This is a genomic window from Bacillus sp. JNUCC-21, assembly GCF_041222765.1.
Classification (GTDB): Bacteria; Bacillota; Bacilli; order Bacillales; family Bacillaceae; genus Bacillus; species Bacillus velezensis.
Genome location: NZ_CP166019.1, coordinates 2,944,374 through 2,962,562, shown reverse-complemented (window position 1 = coordinate 2,962,562; position 18,189 = coordinate 2,944,374). Strand labels below are relative to the sequence as shown.

General features: G+C 48.6%; 14 protein-coding genes and 1 pseudogene. 9 read left to right on the top strand and 6 right to left on the bottom strand.

Translation table 11 applies throughout. The annotated features are described in order from the left end of the window. Positions 1-15: 15 nt before the first annotated feature. From JNUCC21_RS14915 to cstA, 5 genes are all read left to right on the top strand, one after another. Positions 16-1,311, top strand: a complete 1,296-nt coding sequence (locus JNUCC21_RS14915) for an ABC transporter substrate-binding protein (RefSeq protein WP_369878285.1) — start codon at positions 16-18, stop codon at positions 1,309-1,311. Between the two features lie 41 nt (positions 1,312-1,352). Beyond that, entirely contained in the window at positions 1,353-2,294 is a 942-nt protein-coding gene (locus tag JNUCC21_RS14910; RefSeq protein ID WP_007408105.1) for a carbohydrate ABC transporter permease, read from the top strand. An 18-nt stretch (positions 2,295-2,312) separates the two neighbouring features. Then, positions 2,313-3,140, top strand: a complete 828-nt coding sequence (locus JNUCC21_RS14905; RefSeq protein ID WP_369878828.1) for a carbohydrate ABC transporter permease — start codon at positions 2,313-2,315, stop codon at positions 3,138-3,140. 21 nt (positions 3,141-3,161) lie between these two features. After that, a complete protein-coding gene (locus JNUCC21_RS14900) occupies positions 3,162-4,661 on the top strand; it encodes an alpha-N-arabinofuranosidase (protein ID WP_369878284.1) in 1,500 nt (499 codons plus the stop codon). 110 nt (positions 4,662-4,771) lie between these two features. Further along, positions 4,772-6,568 carry a carbon starvation protein CstA gene (gene cstA / locus JNUCC21_RS14895; RefSeq protein WP_369878283.1) on the top strand — a complete coding sequence of 599 codons (1,797 nt, stop codon included), beginning with the start codon at positions 4,772-4,774 and terminating at the stop codon, positions 6,566-6,568. A gap of 69 nt (positions 6,569-6,637) precedes the next feature. Here the strand turns inward: cstA and JNUCC21_RS14890 are convergent, their stop codons facing one another. From JNUCC21_RS14890 to sspI, 4 genes and pseudogenes are all read right to left on the bottom strand, one after another. Next, positions 6,638-7,966 carry a (Fe-S)-binding protein gene (locus JNUCC21_RS14890; RefSeq protein WP_061890762.1) on the bottom strand — a complete coding sequence of 443 codons (1,329 nt, stop codon included), beginning with the start codon at positions 7,964-7,966 and terminating at the stop codon, positions 6,638-6,640. Beyond that, complete coding sequence (glcD, locus tag JNUCC21_RS14885) at positions 7,963-9,375, bottom strand: glycolate oxidase subunit GlcD (protein WP_369878282.1); 1,413 nt, start codon at positions 9,373-9,375, stop codon at positions 7,963-7,965. Before glcD ends, JNUCC21_RS14890 begins: the two co-directional genes overlap by 4 nt. Before the next feature lie 99 nt (positions 9,376-9,474). After that, positions 9,475-10,562 (bottom strand): annotated as a pseudogene (locus JNUCC21_RS14880) (CdaR family transcriptional regulator). Between the two features lie 61 nt (positions 10,563-10,623). Next, positions 10,624-10,839: a small acid-soluble spore protein SspI gene (gene sspI, locus JNUCC21_RS14875; protein ID WP_003152527.1), complete on the bottom strand. Its 216-nt coding sequence runs from the start codon at positions 10,837-10,839 to the stop codon at positions 10,624-10,626. Positions 10,840-10,957: 118 nt separating this feature from the next. Between sspI and JNUCC21_RS14870 the strand changes: the two genes are divergently transcribed. From JNUCC21_RS14870 to pheT, 3 genes are all read left to right on the top strand, one after another. Further along, on the top strand, positions 10,958-11,704 hold the full coding sequence (locus tag JNUCC21_RS14870) for an RNA methyltransferase (protein WP_015417960.1): 747 nt from the start codon (positions 10,958-10,960) through the stop codon (positions 11,702-11,704). Positions 11,705-12,065: 361 nt separating this feature from the next. Continuing rightward, positions 12,066-13,100 (top strand): phenylalanine--tRNA ligase subunit alpha, encoded by a 1,035-nt coding sequence (pheS, locus tag JNUCC21_RS14865; RefSeq protein WP_003152530.1) that lies wholly within the window; start codon positions 12,066-12,068, stop codon positions 13,098-13,100. 13 nt (positions 13,101-13,113) lie between these two features. Beyond that, complete coding sequence (pheT, locus tag JNUCC21_RS14860) at positions 13,114-15,528, top strand: phenylalanine--tRNA ligase subunit beta (RefSeq protein ID WP_012118137.1); 2,415 nt, start codon at positions 13,114-13,116, stop codon at positions 15,526-15,528. 62 nt (positions 15,529-15,590) lie between these two features. Here the strand turns inward: pheT and JNUCC21_RS14855 are convergent. Both JNUCC21_RS14855 and rnhC read right to left on the bottom strand, forming a co-directional pair. Next, a protein-coding gene (locus JNUCC21_RS14855) for an IS3 family transposase (protein ID WP_369878281.1) occupies positions 15,591-16,741 on the bottom strand; the annotation gives its coding sequence in 2 pieces (ribosomal slippage) (positions 15,591-16,468 and positions 16,468-16,741; 1,152 coding nt in all). Between the two features lie 113 nt (positions 16,742-16,854). After that, complete coding sequence (rnhC, locus tag JNUCC21_RS14850; RefSeq protein WP_012118136.1) at positions 16,855-17,796, bottom strand: ribonuclease HIII; 942 nt, start codon at positions 17,794-17,796, stop codon at positions 16,855-16,857. 133 nt (positions 17,797-17,929) lie between these two features. Between rnhC and zapA the strand changes: the two genes are divergently transcribed. Next, positions 17,930-18,187, top strand: a complete 258-nt coding sequence (zapA, locus tag JNUCC21_RS14845; protein ID WP_007408114.1) for a cell division protein ZapA — start codon at positions 17,930-17,932, stop codon at positions 18,185-18,187. Positions 18,188-18,189: the final 2 nt, after the last annotated feature.

The following is an 18,189-nucleotide window of genomic DNA, read 5'->3' as shown; positions in this document are numbered from 1 at the left end:
GGAAGGGGTAATGACATGAAAAAAACGACCGCTGTATGTTTGGTGCTGATGATGCTCTTCTTGTTTACCGCCGGCTGTTCACAAGAACGGACTGCCGGCCGGCCGGGAGAAACAGAGCTGACGTTTTGGACATTTAACGGTCTGCACGAACAGTTTTATCAGGAAATGGTCAAAGAATGGAATCAGAAATATCCGGATCGCAAAATCAAGCTGAATACCGTTGTTTATCCTTATGGACAAATGCATGATAATTTATCGGTTTCGCTGATCGCGGGTGAGGGGCTTCCCGATATAGCCGACGTGGAATTAAGCCGGTTCTCGAACTTTCTGAAGGGGAAGGATATCCCGCTTGCCGATCTGACGCCGCTGATTGAAAAAGACCGCGATAAGTTTGTGGAAGCGCGTCTGGCCTTATACAGCAAAAACGGAAAATTGTACGGCCTTGATACACATGTGGGGACGACCGTCATGTTTTACAACATGGATATCATGAAAAAAGCGGGCGTTGATCCCGCCGCCATTAAGACATGGGAAGATTACCGGCGGGCAGGGAAAAAAGTGCGTGAGGCCGCTGGGAAACCGATGGGAACGGTTGAAACAAACGACTCCGCCACATTCCTATCCATGATTTCGCAGCAAGGGTCAGGCTACTACAGCAAAAACGGAAAATTGATTCTGAACAGCAAGACGAATACAGACACACTGAATTATGTAAAGGACATGGTAAATGATAAAACCCTTCTGCCGGCTCCCGGCGGCGGCCATCACAGCGAAGAATACTACGGTTTTATGAATCAGGGCGGGGCAGCCTCAGTGCTGATGCCCATTTGGTACATGGGACGGTTTATCGATTATATGCCTGATTTAAAAGGAAAAATGGCGATTTACCCTATGCCGGCCTGGAAAGAAGGCGGTGACAGATCAGCGGGTTTAGGCGGAACAGCCACCGTCGTGCCGAAGCAGGCTGAACATCTGAAGCTCGCGAAAGAATTTCTCGGTTTTGCGAAAGGTTCGAAGGAAGGGAATATAAAGCTTTGGACGGTGCTCGGCTTTGACCCGCTCCGCTGGGACGTGTGGAATTCAAAAGAATTGAAGGAGAAAAACAAGTACACGGATTTCTTCCGGAACGGTACGTCAATTTTTTCCTCGCTCCTTGAAATAAAAGATGAGATCAATCCGATTTATCTGCATGAAGACTTCTCTAAAGCGGCTGATCTCGTTGTCAGACAAGTGCTGTTCGATGCGCTGAAGACGCAGGAAAAAACACCTAAGGAAGCCTTGGACGAGGCGGCAGAGCAATTAGAGAAATAGGAGAAGCCGCCCTATTTAACAGTGAAAGCGGGGGAGCTTTTATGAGACCTGTAAAGACAGAGACAGCGCAAACCGTTTCTGCAGTCCGGAAGAAGCCGCGCCGGCGCAATGTGCTGTATTCAAAAAAAGCGGCGCCTTATCTTTTTACGGCGCCATTTATCATTTCGTTTCTCGTTTTCTTTTTGTATCCGATTATCAGCGTGTTTATCATGAGCTTTCAACGGATACTGCCGGGAGAAATTACATTTGTCGGGTTTTCCAATTATACCGCTCTTCTTAATCCAACCTTTTATACGGCATTATTTAACACATTGGAATATACCTTCTGGACGCTGATTGTGCTGATTCCGGTGCCGCTTCTTTTGGCGGTGATTCTGAATTCGAAGCTCGTCAGGTTCAGAAATGTGTTTAAATCGGCTCTGTTTGTACCGGCTTTAACATCGACGATCGTAGCGGGGATTATTTTCCGTCTGATGTTCGGAGAAATGAATACGTCGCTTGCAAACGAGCTGATGATGAAGCTTGGCGCATCACCCCAAAACTGGCTCAACAACAAAGGCACCGGCATGTTTTTAATGGTGCTGCTTGCGTCATGGAGGTGGATGGGGATTAACATTCTTTACTTTCTGGCGGGATTGCAAAACGTGCCGAAAGAATTGTATGAAGCGGCTGAAATTGACGGGGCGAGTACGTGGAAAAAGTTCCGGCATATTACTCTTCCATTTTTAAAGCCGGTGTCCGTTTATGTGTTAACGATCAGTATTATCGGCGGTTTCAGAATGTTTGAGGAAAGCTATGTGCTTTGGCAGAATAATTCCCCGGGCAATATCGGCCTCACGCTTGTCGGTTATTTATATCAGCAGGGGCTTGCATACAACGAAATGGGGTACGGGGCCGCAATCGGAATTGTCCTTTTGCTTGTCATCTTACTAGTCAGTCTTGTTTCACTGAAACTGTCCGGTTCGTTTAAAGGGGAGGGATAAGCGTTGCGTAACAATCACATGTTTTCCGTGTACAGAGTTGCGTTTACCTTGTTTTTTATCATGCTGAGCCTGTTGTATATCTTTCCGATGATCTGTCTATTTCTCGGTTCTTTAAAGCCGTCATCTGAGCTGATGCGTATCGGGCTGAATCTGCGCCTTGATCCGGATGTGATGAGCCTTGATAACTACACCTATTTGTTCAACGGGGGGAGCATTTATTTCAAATGGTTTTTTAACAGCCTGCTTCTCGGCGTTCTCACCACGGTTCTCACGCTGTTTTTTTCCTCTTTGATCGGCTACGGACTCGGTGTCTACGAATTTAAAGGCAGAAATATTATTTTCGTTCTTGTGCTGATCATTATGATGGTGCCTCTTGAAGTGATGATGCTTCCGTTGTTCAAATTGACGGTGGGTCTTCATTTGATCGATTCTTATACGGGAGTGATTCTGCCGTTTATTGTGTCGCCTGTCGCTGTGTTCTTTTTCCGGCAATATGCGCTCGGACTTCCGAAGGATCTGCTTGATTCAGCGAGAATGGACGGCTGCACCGAATTCGGCATTTTTTTCAGAATTATGGCGCCGCTCATGAAACCGGCATTCGGGGCAATGATCATTCTTCAATCTTTAAACAGCTGGAATAACTTTTTATGGCCGCTGATCGTGCTTCGGTCGAAAGAAATGTTTACGCTTCCAATCGGACTTTCAGGCCTGCTGAGTCCGTACGGCAACAACTATGACATGCTGATTTCCGGGTCCGTTTTTGCGATACTTCCGGTGATCATCATATTCTTGTTTTTCCAAAAATACTTCATTTCCGGACTCACAGTAGGCGGAGTGAAGGGATAGAGAGAGGGAGGAAATATAATAATGAAAAAAGCGGGGATTACAGCAGATAAAGAATATATCATCGGTGAAGTGAACAAACGGATGTACGGATCATTTATAGAACATATGGGCCGGGCGGTGTATGAAGGCATTTATGAGCCAGGACACCCGAAAGCCGACAAGGACGGCTTCAGAACAGACGTGCAGGAGTTAATCAAGGAATTGCAAGTGCCGTTCATCCGCTATCCGGGAGGGAATTTTCTCTCGGGCTACAATTGGGAAGACGGCGTCGGGCCGGTGAAGGACCGCCCGCGGAGGCTAGATTTGGCATGGCAGACGACAGAAACGAACGAAGTGGGGACGAATGAATTTTTAACGTGGGCGAAAAAAGTGAACGCCGAAGTGAATATGGCGGTCAATCTCGGGACGAGAGGGATCGATGCCGCCCGGAACCTCGTCGAATACTGCAACCATCCTGAAGGGTCATACTGGAGCGACTTACGAAAATCGCACGGATATGAAAAACCTTACGGCATCAAAACATGGTGCTTAGGAAATGAGATGGACGGCCCTTGGCAGATCGGTCATAAAACGGCGCATGAATACGGACGGCTCGCCGCTGAAACGGCAAAGGTGATGAAATGGACGGACCCGACGATCGAATTGGTGGCTTGCGGAAGCTCAAACAGCGGCATGCCGTCCTTCATTGAGTGGGAGGCCGAGGTGCTTGAGCATACGTACGAGCATGTGGATTACATCTCACTGCATACCTATTACGGCAACCATGAAAATGATCTTGAGAACTATTTGGCGAAGTCGATGGATTTAGACCATTTTATTAAATCCGTCACAGCCGTATGTGATTATATGAAAGCGAAAAAACGCAGCAAAAAAACGATTCACCTTTCTTTAGATGAATGGAATGTGTGGTATCACTCAAATGAAGCGGATAAAAAAGTGGAGCCGTGGATTACGGCCCGGCCGATTCTTGAAGACATCTACAATTTTGAAGATGCGCTGTTGATCGGTTCACTGCTGATTACCATGCTGCAGCATGCGGACAGACTAAAGATCGCCTGTCTCGCCCAGCTTGTCAACGTAATTGCGCCTATCATGACCGAAAAGGGCGGAGAAGCATGGAGGCAGCCGATCTTTTACCCTTACATGCACGCCTCTGTCTACGGGAGAGGGACTTCGATGAAGCTGCTGATTACCTCCCCGAAATACGACTCGGCGGACTTTACGGATGTGCCGTATGTTGATGCTGCGGCCGTTTACCGCGAAGAGGATGAAGCCCTGACCATTTTTGCCGTCAACAAAAGCAAGGAACTGATGGAAACGGAGATCAAACTGAGGGGGTTTGAAGATTACCGCATCATTGAGCATATCGTGCTGGAGCATCAGGATATGAAAGCGACCAATCAAAAAAACAGAAAAGAAGTTACGCCTCACTCAAACGGAACGTCTTCGGCAAATGCTGAAGGGATAACGGCTCATTTTACTCCGCTGTCCTGGAATGTCATCCGTTTATCAGGCAAATAATGTTCCGAAAAGCCGGGCTTAGCCGCCGGCTTTTTTTTACGTAAAAATCATCTCCTGTTATCTGATAATTGTGATAATATTTAGAAAAAGAGAAAAGGGGCTGGGATTAAATGAATGCGATTACAATCGTCATAGCGTCTATATGTATTCTGGCGATCGCCTATCGGCTTTACGGTACCTTTATGATGGTCAAAGTTTTAAAAATCAATGATCAGACACCGACTCCGGCCCATGTGCTTGAGGATGGGAAAGATTATGTGCCGACGAATAAGTGGGTGTCATTCGGCCACCACTTCGCGGCAATCGCCGCTGCCGGCCCGCTTGTCGGACCGATTCTGGCAGCTCAGTTCGGCTATCTGCCCGGGCTTTTATGGCTGTTAATCGGGGCGGTGATCGGAGGAGCCGTGCACGATATTGTCGTATTGTTTGCATCAATGCGGAAAAAAGGGAAAACGCTTTCTGAAGTCGCCAAAGAAGAGCTCGGCCCGGTGGCGGGTTTTTGCACGGGTCTCTCGATGCTGTTTATCATTACGATCACGATGGCGGGGCTGTCCATGGTTGTGCTGCACGCGCTTGAGAAAAACCCGTGGGGAACGTTTGCGGTGGGGATTACGATTCCGATCGCGATGGGGGTCGGCGTCTACTATAAAAAAACGGGCAATCTCAAACTCGCATCAACTGTCGGGTTTCTTTTGTTAATGGCCGGTGTTGTCATCGGGCCGCGGCTGCAGACAACGGCTCTCGGGGACATGCTGACACTGGATGCGAAAACGCTTGCAGTGGCGCTTCCTGTTTATGCGTTTTTCGCCGCGGCGCTTCCGGTTTGGCTTTTGCTGGCTCCGCGTGACTATTTAAGCAGTTTTATGAAAATCGGGGTTTTTGCCGCTTTGATCGCAGGCGTCTTTTTCGTCAATCCCGCCATTAAATTTCCGGCCGTAACGGAGTTTATTCACGGCGGAGGGCCGGTGATCGCGGGTCCTGTCTGGCCGTTTATTTCAATAACGATTGCCTGCGGCGCCATTTCGGGCTTTCATGCATTTGTCGGTTCCGGCACAACGCCGAAAATGCTGGATAAATGGAGTGATATAAAGCCGGTTGCTTTCGGAGCAATGCTTGTGGAATGTCTCGTTGGAATTATGGCGCTCATTGCAGCTGCCGCTCTTGAGCCCGCCGACTATTTTGCTATAAACAGCACGCCTGAAATATTCCGCACCCTCGGGATGAATGTCGTCCATCTGCCTGAATTGAGTAAAGAAATCGGGCTCAGTCTGGAAGGAAGAACGGGCGGCGCTGTTACGCTTGCCGTCGGAATGACGTATATCTTTACGGAGATTCCGTTTTTCAGTCATTTGGCTTCATACTTTTTTCAATTCGTCATTATGTTTGAAGCGGTGTTTATTTTAACGGCGATTGATGCGGGAACCCGTGTCGCCCGGTACTTGATTCAAGAGTTTTTCGGAGAGGTCTATAAGCCGCTGAAAAAAACAGACTGGCTGCCGGGCTCGATTTTCTCAAGCGCGCTCGCCTGCCTGCTGTGGGGCTATCTTCTGTATTCGGGCGACATCAGCTCCATTTGGGCGCTGTTCGGCGTATCCAATCAGCTTATGGCGTCTGTCGGCTTAATTATCGGTGCGACCGTCGTATTAAAAATAGCCGATAAGCGGCGCTATATGCTGACATGCCTGATTCCTCTCGCTTATTTGTACGTGACCGTCAACTATGCGGGTTATTGGATGGTGCGGTATGTGTATTTGAACCCCGAAGCGGCGGGATACAACGTGCTGAATGGCGTTTTATCCATTATCATGCTCATTCTCGGGCTTGTGATTATCATTGCGGCTGTGAAAAAATGGGCGAATGTATGGCGTGATCCGAGTGCCAGACTGGAAGCTTCAATACCCGGATAAATCCGCGGCCGTCCGAACATTGCAGCATCATAAAAAAGCAGAGAGCCGATCGGTCTCTCTGCTTTCATCTTATGACAAATCCGCCGCTTCCAAAAGGTAATCCGCCAAATGAACCGCGCGGACACGGCCTGTTAATCCTTCGCGTAAAATGCCGAGCTGCATTTGCAGAAGGCATCCGGGATTGGCTGTCACGATGACGGCCGCCTCCGTTTTTCCGGCGGCTTTCATCTTACTGTCTAATATTTTCATAGACATCTCTGACTCTGTTATATTATAAATTCCCGCCGACCCGCAGCAGCTGTCGGCCTTTTCCATTTCTCTGTACTCAGCCCCTTTAATGCTTTTCAAAAGCGTGCGCGGTTCCTCTGACGTATGCATCACATTGCGGAGATGGCAGGAGTCCTGATATGTGACGATATGAGGAGATTGCGCCCGCAGGTTTTTTTGATGGAACTTCAGATCAACCAGTACGGATGAAAAGTCTTTGAGCTTCCGGACGAATTGTTCGGCACGTTCCGCCCATCCAGGTTCATCTTTCAGTAAATGCGGATATTCCTGAAGAAAGGCGCCGCATCCGCCGGCGTTTGTAATGATATAATCAGCGTCAAGCGCCTCAAAAGCCGCGATATTCCGCTTGGCCAGTTCTTTTCCCATCTCTTTTTCTCCGCTGTGCCCGTGAAGCGCGCCGCAGCACGCCTGGCCGTCCGGGACCGCGATTTCACACCCGGCCGCCTGTAAAAGCGCCGTTGTCGCATGATTTGTCGCTAAAAACATCGTATCCATTAAGCAGCCCGAGAAAAAAGCGGCCCGTTTTTGGACGGGACCCGCGGCAGGAAGAAAACGCGGCCTTTCCTTCATGTCTTTCCGTTTCGGGGCGGGCGGGAGCACTTGTTCCATTGTGCGCAGATGTTCAGGCAAAACGCGCAGCATACCGGTTTTTCTGACGGCGGTCTGCAGTCCCGATCTTTGGTATATTCCGAGAAGATTCACGGCTGTCTGCATGCGGTTTTGATGAGGGAAAAGCCCGGTGAAGGCGGCTTTCCGCAAGAGGCGCACGCCCGGCTTATGCTTTTTATTTTGATGAATGATATCCCTCGCTTCTTCAAGCAGCTGTCCGTAATTGACCCCTGCCGGACAAACGGGCTCGCATGCCCGGCATCCGAGACACAGCGAAAGTGAGCGCTCGACATCTTCATCCGGCTCGATCAGTCCGTCTGTGACGGCTTTCATCAGGGCGATCCGGCCGCGCGGCGAATGGGATTCTTGAAATCCCGATTCAATATAGGTCGGACAGGAAGGAAGGCAGAAGCCGCAGCGCATACAGTTCAGCAATTCACCTTCATCCATGCGGTTTTTGAATTCTGTTTGAATTTGTTGCTGCTCTTTAGCCGTTGTCATTTCATCACCACCACGCGTTTCCTTGATGAATTGGCGAATATTTTTCCCGGATTCAGCAGATTTTGGGGATCAAGCGCTTGTTTGATCGCTTTCATGGCGGTGATGCCTTCTGTTTTCAGCTTCATTTCTAAATACGGCGCTTTTACGATGCCGACCCCGTGTTCACCCGTTATCGTCCCGCCCAGCTCAATCGCTTTTTCAAAAATGGCGGCAAAAGCTTTTTCGACACGTTCCATCTCCTCTGTATTTCGGATATCGGTGGTGCACGTCGGATGGAGGTTGCCGTCTCCGGCATGGCCGAATGTGCAGATGGACAGGCCGTATGTTTCTGCAATCTCGTTAATGGCTTTGACCATGCTGGCAATTTGTGATCTCGGCACGGTCGCATCTTCCAGAATCGTTGTCGGTTTCAGCCGGGCAAGGGCTGATAATGCGGACCGTCTGGCCTCTGTAAGCGCGAATGCCTCTTCCTCGGTTTCAGCCGTTTGGACGGATACGGCTGCTCCGTTTTTACAGATCGCTTCGATTTTTTCCATATCTCGTCTGACCGTTTCGATGTCACCGTCCTGTTCGATCAGCAGCACCGCTTTTGCGTCGGTCGGAAGCCCGATCTTGGCGTAATCTTCAATGACCTGCAGTGTCGGCTGATCCAGAAATTCGAGTGTCGCCGGAATGATTTTTTCAGCGATGATGGCAGAAACCGATTCCGCAGCCGCTTCAATATGTTCATAGAGTGCAAGCAGCGTTTTTTTCGTTTCCGGCTTCGGAACCAGCTTTAAAGTCGCTTCCGTCACAACGCCGAGCGTCCCTTCTGATCCGACGAAAAGCCGGGTCAGATCATAACCGGCGACATCCTTTGTCAGCTTTCCTCCTGTGCGGATGATATCGCCTGAAGCCAAGACGGCTTCAAGGCCGAGGACATAATCCCGAGTGACGCCGTACTTCAAACCGCGCAGCCCGCCGGAATTTTCATTAATATTCCCGCCGATTGTCGATATTTTCATGCTGCTCGGATCAGGCGGATAAAATAAACCTTTTTGTTCAACCGCACGGATCATATCTTGCGTAATCACGCCCGGCTGGACGGTTGCCGTCAAATTTTCTTCATCGATTTCTAAAATGCGGTTCATATGTTTGAATAAAAGCACAAGCCCGCCTTCAGACGGACATGTGCCGCCGCATAAGTTTGTGCCTGAACCCCTCGGCACGATCGGAATGTCATGCCTGCTGCAAATCGTTAATATACGGGACACGTCATCCGCGCTGCGGGGGGCGATTACCGCATCCGGCATGGCTTGCAGCTGAGGAGCCGCATCATAAGAATACACCAGACGGCCCGCCGCCGAATCATCATAATTCTCCTTCCAGACCGTCCGGATGAACGCTTCTTTTGCCTCTCGTGAAATCATGTTCTCCCAACCTCCCTGATAAGAAAAGCGTTTTCATTTAATTGTAAAGAAAAACGATTCCGCACACTATGGAGAAACATATGAAAAATGATGATATGATTACGTGCTTTTTGTATGTTGATCTAAAAAGCGCAGCGCCAAATAAAAAGCCGTTATGTCTTCAGGGCGGTCCAGCTTCATATTTGTCAGTGATTCCAGTTTGGAAAGACGGTAGCGCAATGTGTTGATATGAATATGCATGTCGTCGGCGGTGCGCTTTAACGATAATTGCCGGTCGAAAAAGGCGCGCAGCGTATCCAGAAGTTCTTCCCGGCCAGTATATGCTCGAGAACCCGCCGTGAAAATTCCGACCTCGTGCGGGGTGTGATATCGGCAAGACACATATCCAGTTTTAAATCTTCTTCAAAGACGGCCTGCTTGTCACCGATGCCGGCTGAAAGTGCTTTATCTGCCTGTTCGTATTGATTCCGTGAGGCGCTCTCCCGGAACGATCCGTCCGATGCCGGCGGTGACAGGCTGCCCACAAAAACGGCGCCGATCTTTTTAATGAGCTGTGTTTTGGAAGCCGAATTTGCTTCATGATTAATGAGAATTCGTTCATTTCCCCAGCGGACAAACAGGTCTTCAGGGCATTCGTACTGCCAGAGCCGCCCGAGCTCCTCCGCTTTATATTGCTCATAACGGCCTTGAATGAGTATGATCCGGCGGTATGCGTGAAGGTCTGCGCCGATGAGCTTTGCTTTTTCTAAAAAGCCCGGAGACCATTCTTTCAGCTGCAGCCAATCAACCATAAAGGATTCAAGCATTCTCGCACGCCACTGCGCTTCTTCCATATGGCGCGTTTCTTTAATAAACAGCTCCGTCATTTTTCTGAGCAATTCTCCGAAAGGCAGGATATCGTCAGGGTCTCCTGTCAGGCCGAATACTCCGATCACTTCATGACCTGAAAAAACGGGGAGGTTCAGTCCTGCTTTTACGCCCTCGAGCCGTTTTTCATCTTCTTTCGTAATGATGACATTCCGTTTTTCGCGCGCGCAGATCAGTGCGCCTTCATGAAACCATCCGGCGCGCGCCTCGTTGGTGCCCGCGATGATCATGCCTTTTGTATCGGCAATAATCACTTCGCGGCTGTACATATGTTTGACTTCGGCAATCAATTTCTTTGCCAGTTCCGGCTGTAACTGCATGGCGATCCCCCTCGCCATTATTATACAAAAAAAACCGGGTGTCCCATCACCCGGTTCATGCTTATTGCGCAGGTTTTAACCCGCCTTCAAGTGTTTTGAGCATTTCATTTTTTTCTGAGTCCGACGCATGCTGCCAAAGAACTTCGAATAAGACGCCTAGGCCCGGAAGCATTTTTTCTTCACCGCTTTGGATGGCGTCAACGATCGTATGCTCCAGCTGATCCTGGTTATTGCCGGTTACATTGGCAATAACGGCATTGCGTAAATTAAGATCCATTACAACCGCTCCTTTTTCTGAATGTGATACGCATATTCTTACCGCGCACGCGGTTTATTATGTGCTGTTCTTAAGATATAATAACAACATGCATGAAAAAAGGAGAGCACAGACATAAGTGAAACGAATCGACTCTGCAAAAAACCAAAAAGTGAAGGACTGGAAAAAACTTCACACAAAAAAAGAGAGACTTAAAACGAATACATTTCTGATAGAAGGAGAGCATCTGGCAGAAGAAGCGCTCAAATCAAAGGGAACCGTAAAAGAAATTCTCGTAAACGATGAGAGCGCCATCCCGGCCGATCTGGACATGAGCATTCCGTGCTACGTGCTGAGCGAAGACGCGTTTTCAGCCGTGACGGAAACAGAAACGCCGCAGCGGATCGCCGCGGTCTGCCATATGCCGGATAGGCAGCCTGATCAGCTGAAGCGGCTGCTTCTGATTGATGCCGTGCAGGATCCGGGGAATTTAGGAACAATGATCAGAACGGCAGATGCGGCGGGAATCGACGCCGTTGTCCTTGGTGAGGGAACAGCAGACCCGTACAATGGAAAAACGCTGCGTTCAGCACAAGGATCTCATTTTCATATTCCCATTTTGAAACGTCCGCTTGATGAGTTCACCGCTGAGCTGAAATCACAAGGCGTCACGATCTACGGCACGGCGCTTGAAAACGGTGCGGCTTATCAAAGCGTGAAGCCTGAAGAATCGTTCGCGTTGATCGTCGGGAACGAGGGGGCGGGAGTGGACGCCGGCCTTCTGCAAAAAACCGATCTCAACCTGTACGTTCCGCTGTATGGACAGGCGGAATCGCTGAATGTAGCGGTAGCGGCCGCCATCCTCGTTTATCATCTCAGAGGATAGGTTGCGAAAAGCCTTGGATTTCACTATAATAGATAGCAATAATGTAAAAACCGTGACAGAGGACGTCAATTTTTGCACACACTGCCTTCCAGGGAGAAAATGCCGCTGACTGAGAGCATTTTTATCGCAGCACAAAAATTGATTTTCACCTCTCGAGTTGTCACCGGGACCGCGCCAAACGCGCGTAAAGGTGAACCGGAACGATCGTTTCCGTTATGTCAATGAAGCTGTCGGCAGATGAAGTCTGCCTTAAAAAGGGTGGTACCGCGGCCACAACTCGTCCCTTCTCTCAAGGGACGGGTTTTTTTGTTTTCTGAAAAAGGCATAGAACGGTTTGGTTTACATAAAAGGAGGATGCATGATGGAAGAGAAGCTTAAACAGCTCGAACTGGAAGCTGCAGAAAAAGTAGAAGCGGCGGGTTCATTAAAAGAAGTTAACGACATTCGGGTGCAATATCTCGGAAAAAAAGGGCCGATTACAGAAGTTCTCCGCGGCATGGGCAAACTGTCCGCCGAAGAGCGCCCGAAAATGGGAGCGCTCGCCAATGAAGTGAGAGAGCGCATTGCAGCAGCCATTACGGCGAAAAATGAACAGCTTGAACAAGAAGAAATGAATAAAAAACTCAGCAGCCAGACGATTGACGTCACGTTGCCGGGCAGTCAGGTAAACATCGGCGGACGCCATCCGCTGACGGTCGTTATTGAAGAAATTGAAGATTTATTTATCGGCATGGGATATACCGTCGAAGAAGGCCCTGAAGTGGAAACGGATTATTACAACTTTGAGGCGCTGAACCTGCCGAAGGAACATCCGGCCCGCGACATGCAGGACAGCTTTTACATTACAGAAGAAATGCTGATGAGAACGCAGACGTCACCGGTGCAGACGCGCACGATGGAAAAGCATAAAGGAAAAGGCCCCGTCAAAATCATTTGTCCCGGTAAAGTGTATCGCCGCGACAACGATGACGCGACACATTCCCATCAGTTCATGCAGATCGAGGGTCTCGTCGTCGACCGCAAAATCAGCATGAGCGACCTGAAAGGCACGCTTGAATTGGTCGCCAAAAAAATGTTCGGCCAAGATCGTGAAATCAGGCTCCGTCCGAGCTTTTTCCCATTCACAGAGCCTTCTGTCGAGGTGGATGTGACCTGCTTTAAGTGCGGCGGACAAGGCTGCTCCGTCTGCAAAAAAACAGGCTGGATCGAAATTCTCGGCGCCGGCATGGTTCACCCGAACGTGCTGAAGATGGCTGGATTCAATCCTGAGGAATACCAGGGTTTCGCTTTCGGAATGGGTGTGGAACGTATCGCGATGCTGAAATACGGCATTGAAGATATCCGCCATTTCTATACCAATGATGTCAGATTCATTTCGCAGTTTAAACAGGCGTAAGAGGAGGATACACATGTTTGTTTCTTATAAATGGTTAGAAGATTACGTTGACTTGCAGGGAATCGACCCGGCCGTGCTTGCAGAAAAAATTACGAGAGCCGGTATTGAAGTTGAGGGTATCGAGTATAAAGGGGAGGGCGTAAAAGGCGTTGTCATCGGACACGTGCTTGAGCGCGAACAGCACCCGAATGCCGACAAACTCAACAAATGCCTTGTTGATATCGGTGCGGAGGAACCCGTGCAGATTATCTGCGGCGCCCCGAATGTTGATAAAGGACAGAAGGTTGCCGTTGCAACGGTCGGAGCCGTGCTTCCCGGCAATTTCAAAATTAAAAAAGCCAAGCTGCGCGGCGAAGCGTCTCACGGCATGATCTGTTCCCTTCAGGAGCTCGGCATTGAAAGCAAGCTCGTGGCGAAAGAATATGCGGAAGGCATTTTCGTTTTTCCGAATGATGCTGAAACGGGAGCTGACGCAATGGCGGCCCTTCAGCTTGATGATGCGATTTTAGAATTGGGTTTAACGCCGAACCGCGCCGACGCGATGAACATGCTTGGCGTGGCTTATGAAGTTGCGGCTATCCTCGGCGCAGAGGTAAAGCTTCCGGAGGCTTCATATGAAAAAGCGGCAGAAAAAGCGGCGGATGCTGTTTCCGTTAAGGTTGAAGATACGCAGGCCAATCCGCATTATGCCGCAAAAATCATTAAAAACGTCAAAATCGGCCCGTCACCGCTTTGGATGCAGACGAAGCTGATGAATGCAGGCATCCGCCCGCATAACAACGTCGTGGACATTACAAACTTCGTCCTCCTTGAGTACGGACAGCCGCTTCACGCTTTCGATTACGACCGGTTCGGTTCAAAAGAGGTCGTCGTCAGAAAAGCGGCGGAAAACGAAACCATCGTAACGCTGGATGAACAAGAGCGAAAGCTGTCAAGCAGCCATTTGGTCATCACAAACGGAAAAAAAGCGCAAGCCGTTGCGGGAGTCATGGGCGGAGCTGAGTCTGAAGTCCGTGAAGACACCACTGCGATTTTACTGGAGGCCGCTTATTTCGACGGACAGACCGTCCGCAAAGCGTCGAGAGACCTCGGATTGAGAAGCGAAGCGAGCGCCAGATATGAAAAAGGCATTGATCCGGCCCGCGTTTTGCTGGCGGCTGAACGGGCCTGCAGTCTCATTCAGGCATATGCCGGCGGAGAAGTGCTCTCAGGCACGGTTGAAGAAAACCATTTGAAAATCGAAGCAAACAATATTCACGTGTCTGTTGAAAAAGTGAACGCCGTGCTCGGCATGACAATCGCTAAAGAAGAAATCATCAGCATTTACAAGCGCCTCGGGTTTGCAGTCGGTGAAGCTGAAGACGTTCTCGTCGTAACAGTGCCGTCGCGCCGCGGAGATATTAGAATAGAAGAAGACCTGATTGAAGAAGCGGCGAGATTGTACGGGTATGACAATATCCCGTCCACGCTTCCGGAAACGGCCGGCACGACAGGCGGCTTGACACCGTATCAGGCAAAACGCCGGAAAGTGAGACGTTTCCTTGAAGGAGCGGGTCTTTCACAAGCGACCACTTATTCATTAACGAATGATAAAAAAGCGGCCGCTTTTGCGATCGAAAAATCATTCAACACGATGCTTGCTCTGCCGATGAGCGAAGAAAGAAGCATTCTCAGACACAGCCTCGTGCCGAATCTTCTTGAAGCCGTTTCATACAATCTGGCCAGACAGACTGATTCCGTTGCTTTATATGAAACGGGTTCTGTATTTCTGACGAAAGAAGAAAACACAAAACCGGTTGAAAAAGAACGGGTTGCCGGAGCTGTAACCGGATTGTGGCGCAAAAATTTATGGCAGGGTGAGAAAAAGCCGGTTGATTTCTTCGTCGCCAAAGGAATCGTTGAAGGCCTGCTGCATCAATTGAATGTGTCAGACCGGGTTGAATTTGTCCAGTCAGAACGCAAAAACATGCATCCCGGCCGGACGGCAAACATTCTGTTGAACGGTTCGCTTGCCGGATTTATCGGCCAGGTGCATCCGGCAATGGAAAAAGAGCTGGATATCAAAGAAACGTATGTGTTCGAGCTTGATCTGCACGCGCTTCTGACCGAGGAAACAGAACCTGTCGTGTATACGCCGATTCCGAAGTACCCGTCCGTCACGCGCGACATTGCGCTTGTGGCAGATAAAACTGTTACAAGCGGACAGCTCGAAGCCGTGATCAAAGAAGCCGGCGGTGCGCTGCTGAAAGAAGTCACCGTATTTGATGTGTACGAAGGTGAGCATATGGAAGAAGGCAAAAAATCCGTCGCCTTCTCGCTCCAATATGTTAACCCTGAACAAACATTGACAGAAGAAGAAGTGACAAAAGTACATGAAAACGTGCTGAAAGCGCTGGAAGAAACGTATCAGGCCGTATTAAGAGGATAAAGAAAAAGCTTGCAGATCACTGGGACTGCCCCCCGTTTTTGAGACAGGGGTCAAAACACCTTTTAAACAGCCAATTGCCGATAGTTTATCGGTGATTGGTTGTTTAGTTTGGTTTGAATACGAATATTGTTATAATAATGAATGTATTCTATGACAGTGCGTTCTACGATGGCAGTCGTAGTTCGATCAATGCTGTTAAGATAGAACGTTTCAGACTTTAGCGAGGAATGAAACGATTCGATGGAGGCATTATCAGCGGGCGTCCCTTTGCGGGACATGCTCATGGTAATGCCTTTTGTTTTAACAGCTTTTTGATACTCGTAAGATGTATACACAGAACCTTGGTCACTATGTAACACGCAGTTCTCAGGCAGCATTGGTAGCTGATCAAGTGTGTCTAAGACAAAGGCTGTGTCCTGCTTATCCTCAATAGTAAAAGCAATCACTTCTCCATTGTATAAATCTAATATACTGGAAAGGTACAATTGTTTCTGTCCATAAGGCAGATATGTGATGTCCGTTACTAGTTTTTCAAGAAGACGATCAGACTGAAAGTTCCGATCCAATATATTATCGACCACGGCATATGGCTGCCCATCCTTCTTGCGCTTTTTCACCTTAACCCGACACTGCCATTGATTTTTCTGCATAATACGTTGAACCGTTTTATGGTTAATACACATTCTCTTTTTTAGTATGGCTGTGATTTTTCGATATCCATATCGATACTTGTGCTCTCGGCACAACGTGCCGATTTGTTTTTCCAAATGGCGCTTGGGATGATCCTTCATCAGATTCTTCTTCCAACGATAATAAGACGCTCGAGAGATACCTAAATGAATACAGATATCCTGTACGGTCATTGTGCTGTGCAATATTTCTACAAGTTCGACTGACGTTTCGCTATCAACTTCCTTTCCAATTCGTTGTACTTTTTTAAAACTTCATTCTGTTGTCTCAGGTAACGAATCTCTGCCTGCAGTTTCTCTAAATCGGAAGAATACTCCGGACCTTTTCCGTAAGTGTATTGCTTTCCAACAGGCTGTTCGAATCGATGTGTATCACCAGCCTTATACCATCTAACCCATGTCTGAACCTGTGTCTTATTCTTAATATTCAACTCCTGCATGATCTCTTTCATAGGTACGCCTGCCAATCTCATTTCTACAGCCTTCTGTTTCGCTTCAACCGGATAACTCACTCTTGTCCCCATAGAAAAAACACCTCCAAGTCTAATTTCGGATAACAATCATCCGTATTCAAACTTGAAGGTGTTTTTATTTGTCTCATCTTATGGGGTCAGTCCCCACTCTGCAAGCTTTTTTATTATGACCGCTTCCGTTCAACAAGGCGTTTCGCTTTTTGCGTATTGGCAAAATGAAGTTTGGTGAACGTTCTGAGCGCACCTTCTCCCTTATTGATGATCAGCTTGGCGGCAGCTTCATCGACGTGCGGCCCCGCGCCTTTCGGAATCGTCATCCCAGCCTCTCGGGAAAGCTTATCCATTTCAATTAAGAAAGAATATCGCGCAATGATAGAGGCTGCGGCGACGGAAAGATGTATGCTTTCCGCTTTCGTGCTGAAAAACGTTTTTTCTTTTACGATATCCCGTCCGGAAAGATGCTTAAAATAAATGCCGGGCTCTGCGAATTGGTCAATCAGAATCGCTTCCGGTTTAACGCCGTTCATTTTTCTCAGCAGATTGGAAATCGCCTGATTATGAAGGAGCGCCTTCATTTTTCCTTGGCTCATGCCTTTTTCCTGCATCTGATTGTATTTTTCGTTTTTTAACACAAGCAGGCTGTAAGGAATGGTTTTAATTAACAGTTTGGCGATTTCAATAATCTGCGGATCTTTTAAATCCTTCGAATCCTTCACACCGAGTTCTTTCATTAAAGAAAGCTTTGTTTTGTCGGCGTAGGCGCAGGCAACCGTTATCGGCCCGAAGTAATCGCCTGTTCCGACTTCATCAGAGCCGATTACTGACATGGAGGCAATGCCCGCCGGGGGAGCGTAGAGCGGGTCGGCCGCTTTTTTGACGGTTTTCTTTGCTTTCGGCGCCTCAGCCGTTCCCCAGCGGGCCGCTTCTGTGCCGGCGTTTTTTCCTTGAAAGAGAACCTTGCCCGAGCGGTAGGCTGTAATGGTACAGCCCGGAGGCTTGGCCTGGAAGACGGCGCCCTGCGGAACGGCGGGAGTAAGGGAGCCGGCATAGGATTGTTTCATTTGTTCCATAGCGGAAGCGGATACTTTTATAACAGAATGGGACACGATATAATCTCCTTTTTTGGCACTTTTCACTGTATATACCAGTGTATCATAACAGCCCGAGGCTCGTCTTTCCATTCAAACGATAATCGTGGTATGATAGGAACTAGGATTCTCGCGGAATGGAGGAGAAACGTTGTCTGACGGCAAAAAAACCAAAACGACAGTAAACATTTACGGCCAGCACTTCACCATTATCGGGGAAGAAAGCAAAGCGCATATGCGCCATGTGGCCGGAGTGGTTGATGATAAAATGAGAGAAATCAACGAGAAAAATCCATATCTTGATATAAATAAGCTCGCTGTATTGACTGCGGTCAATGTCGTGCATGATTATATGAAACTGCAAGAAAAATATGAAATACTGGAGCGGCAGCTTAAAGAAAAGGAATGAAC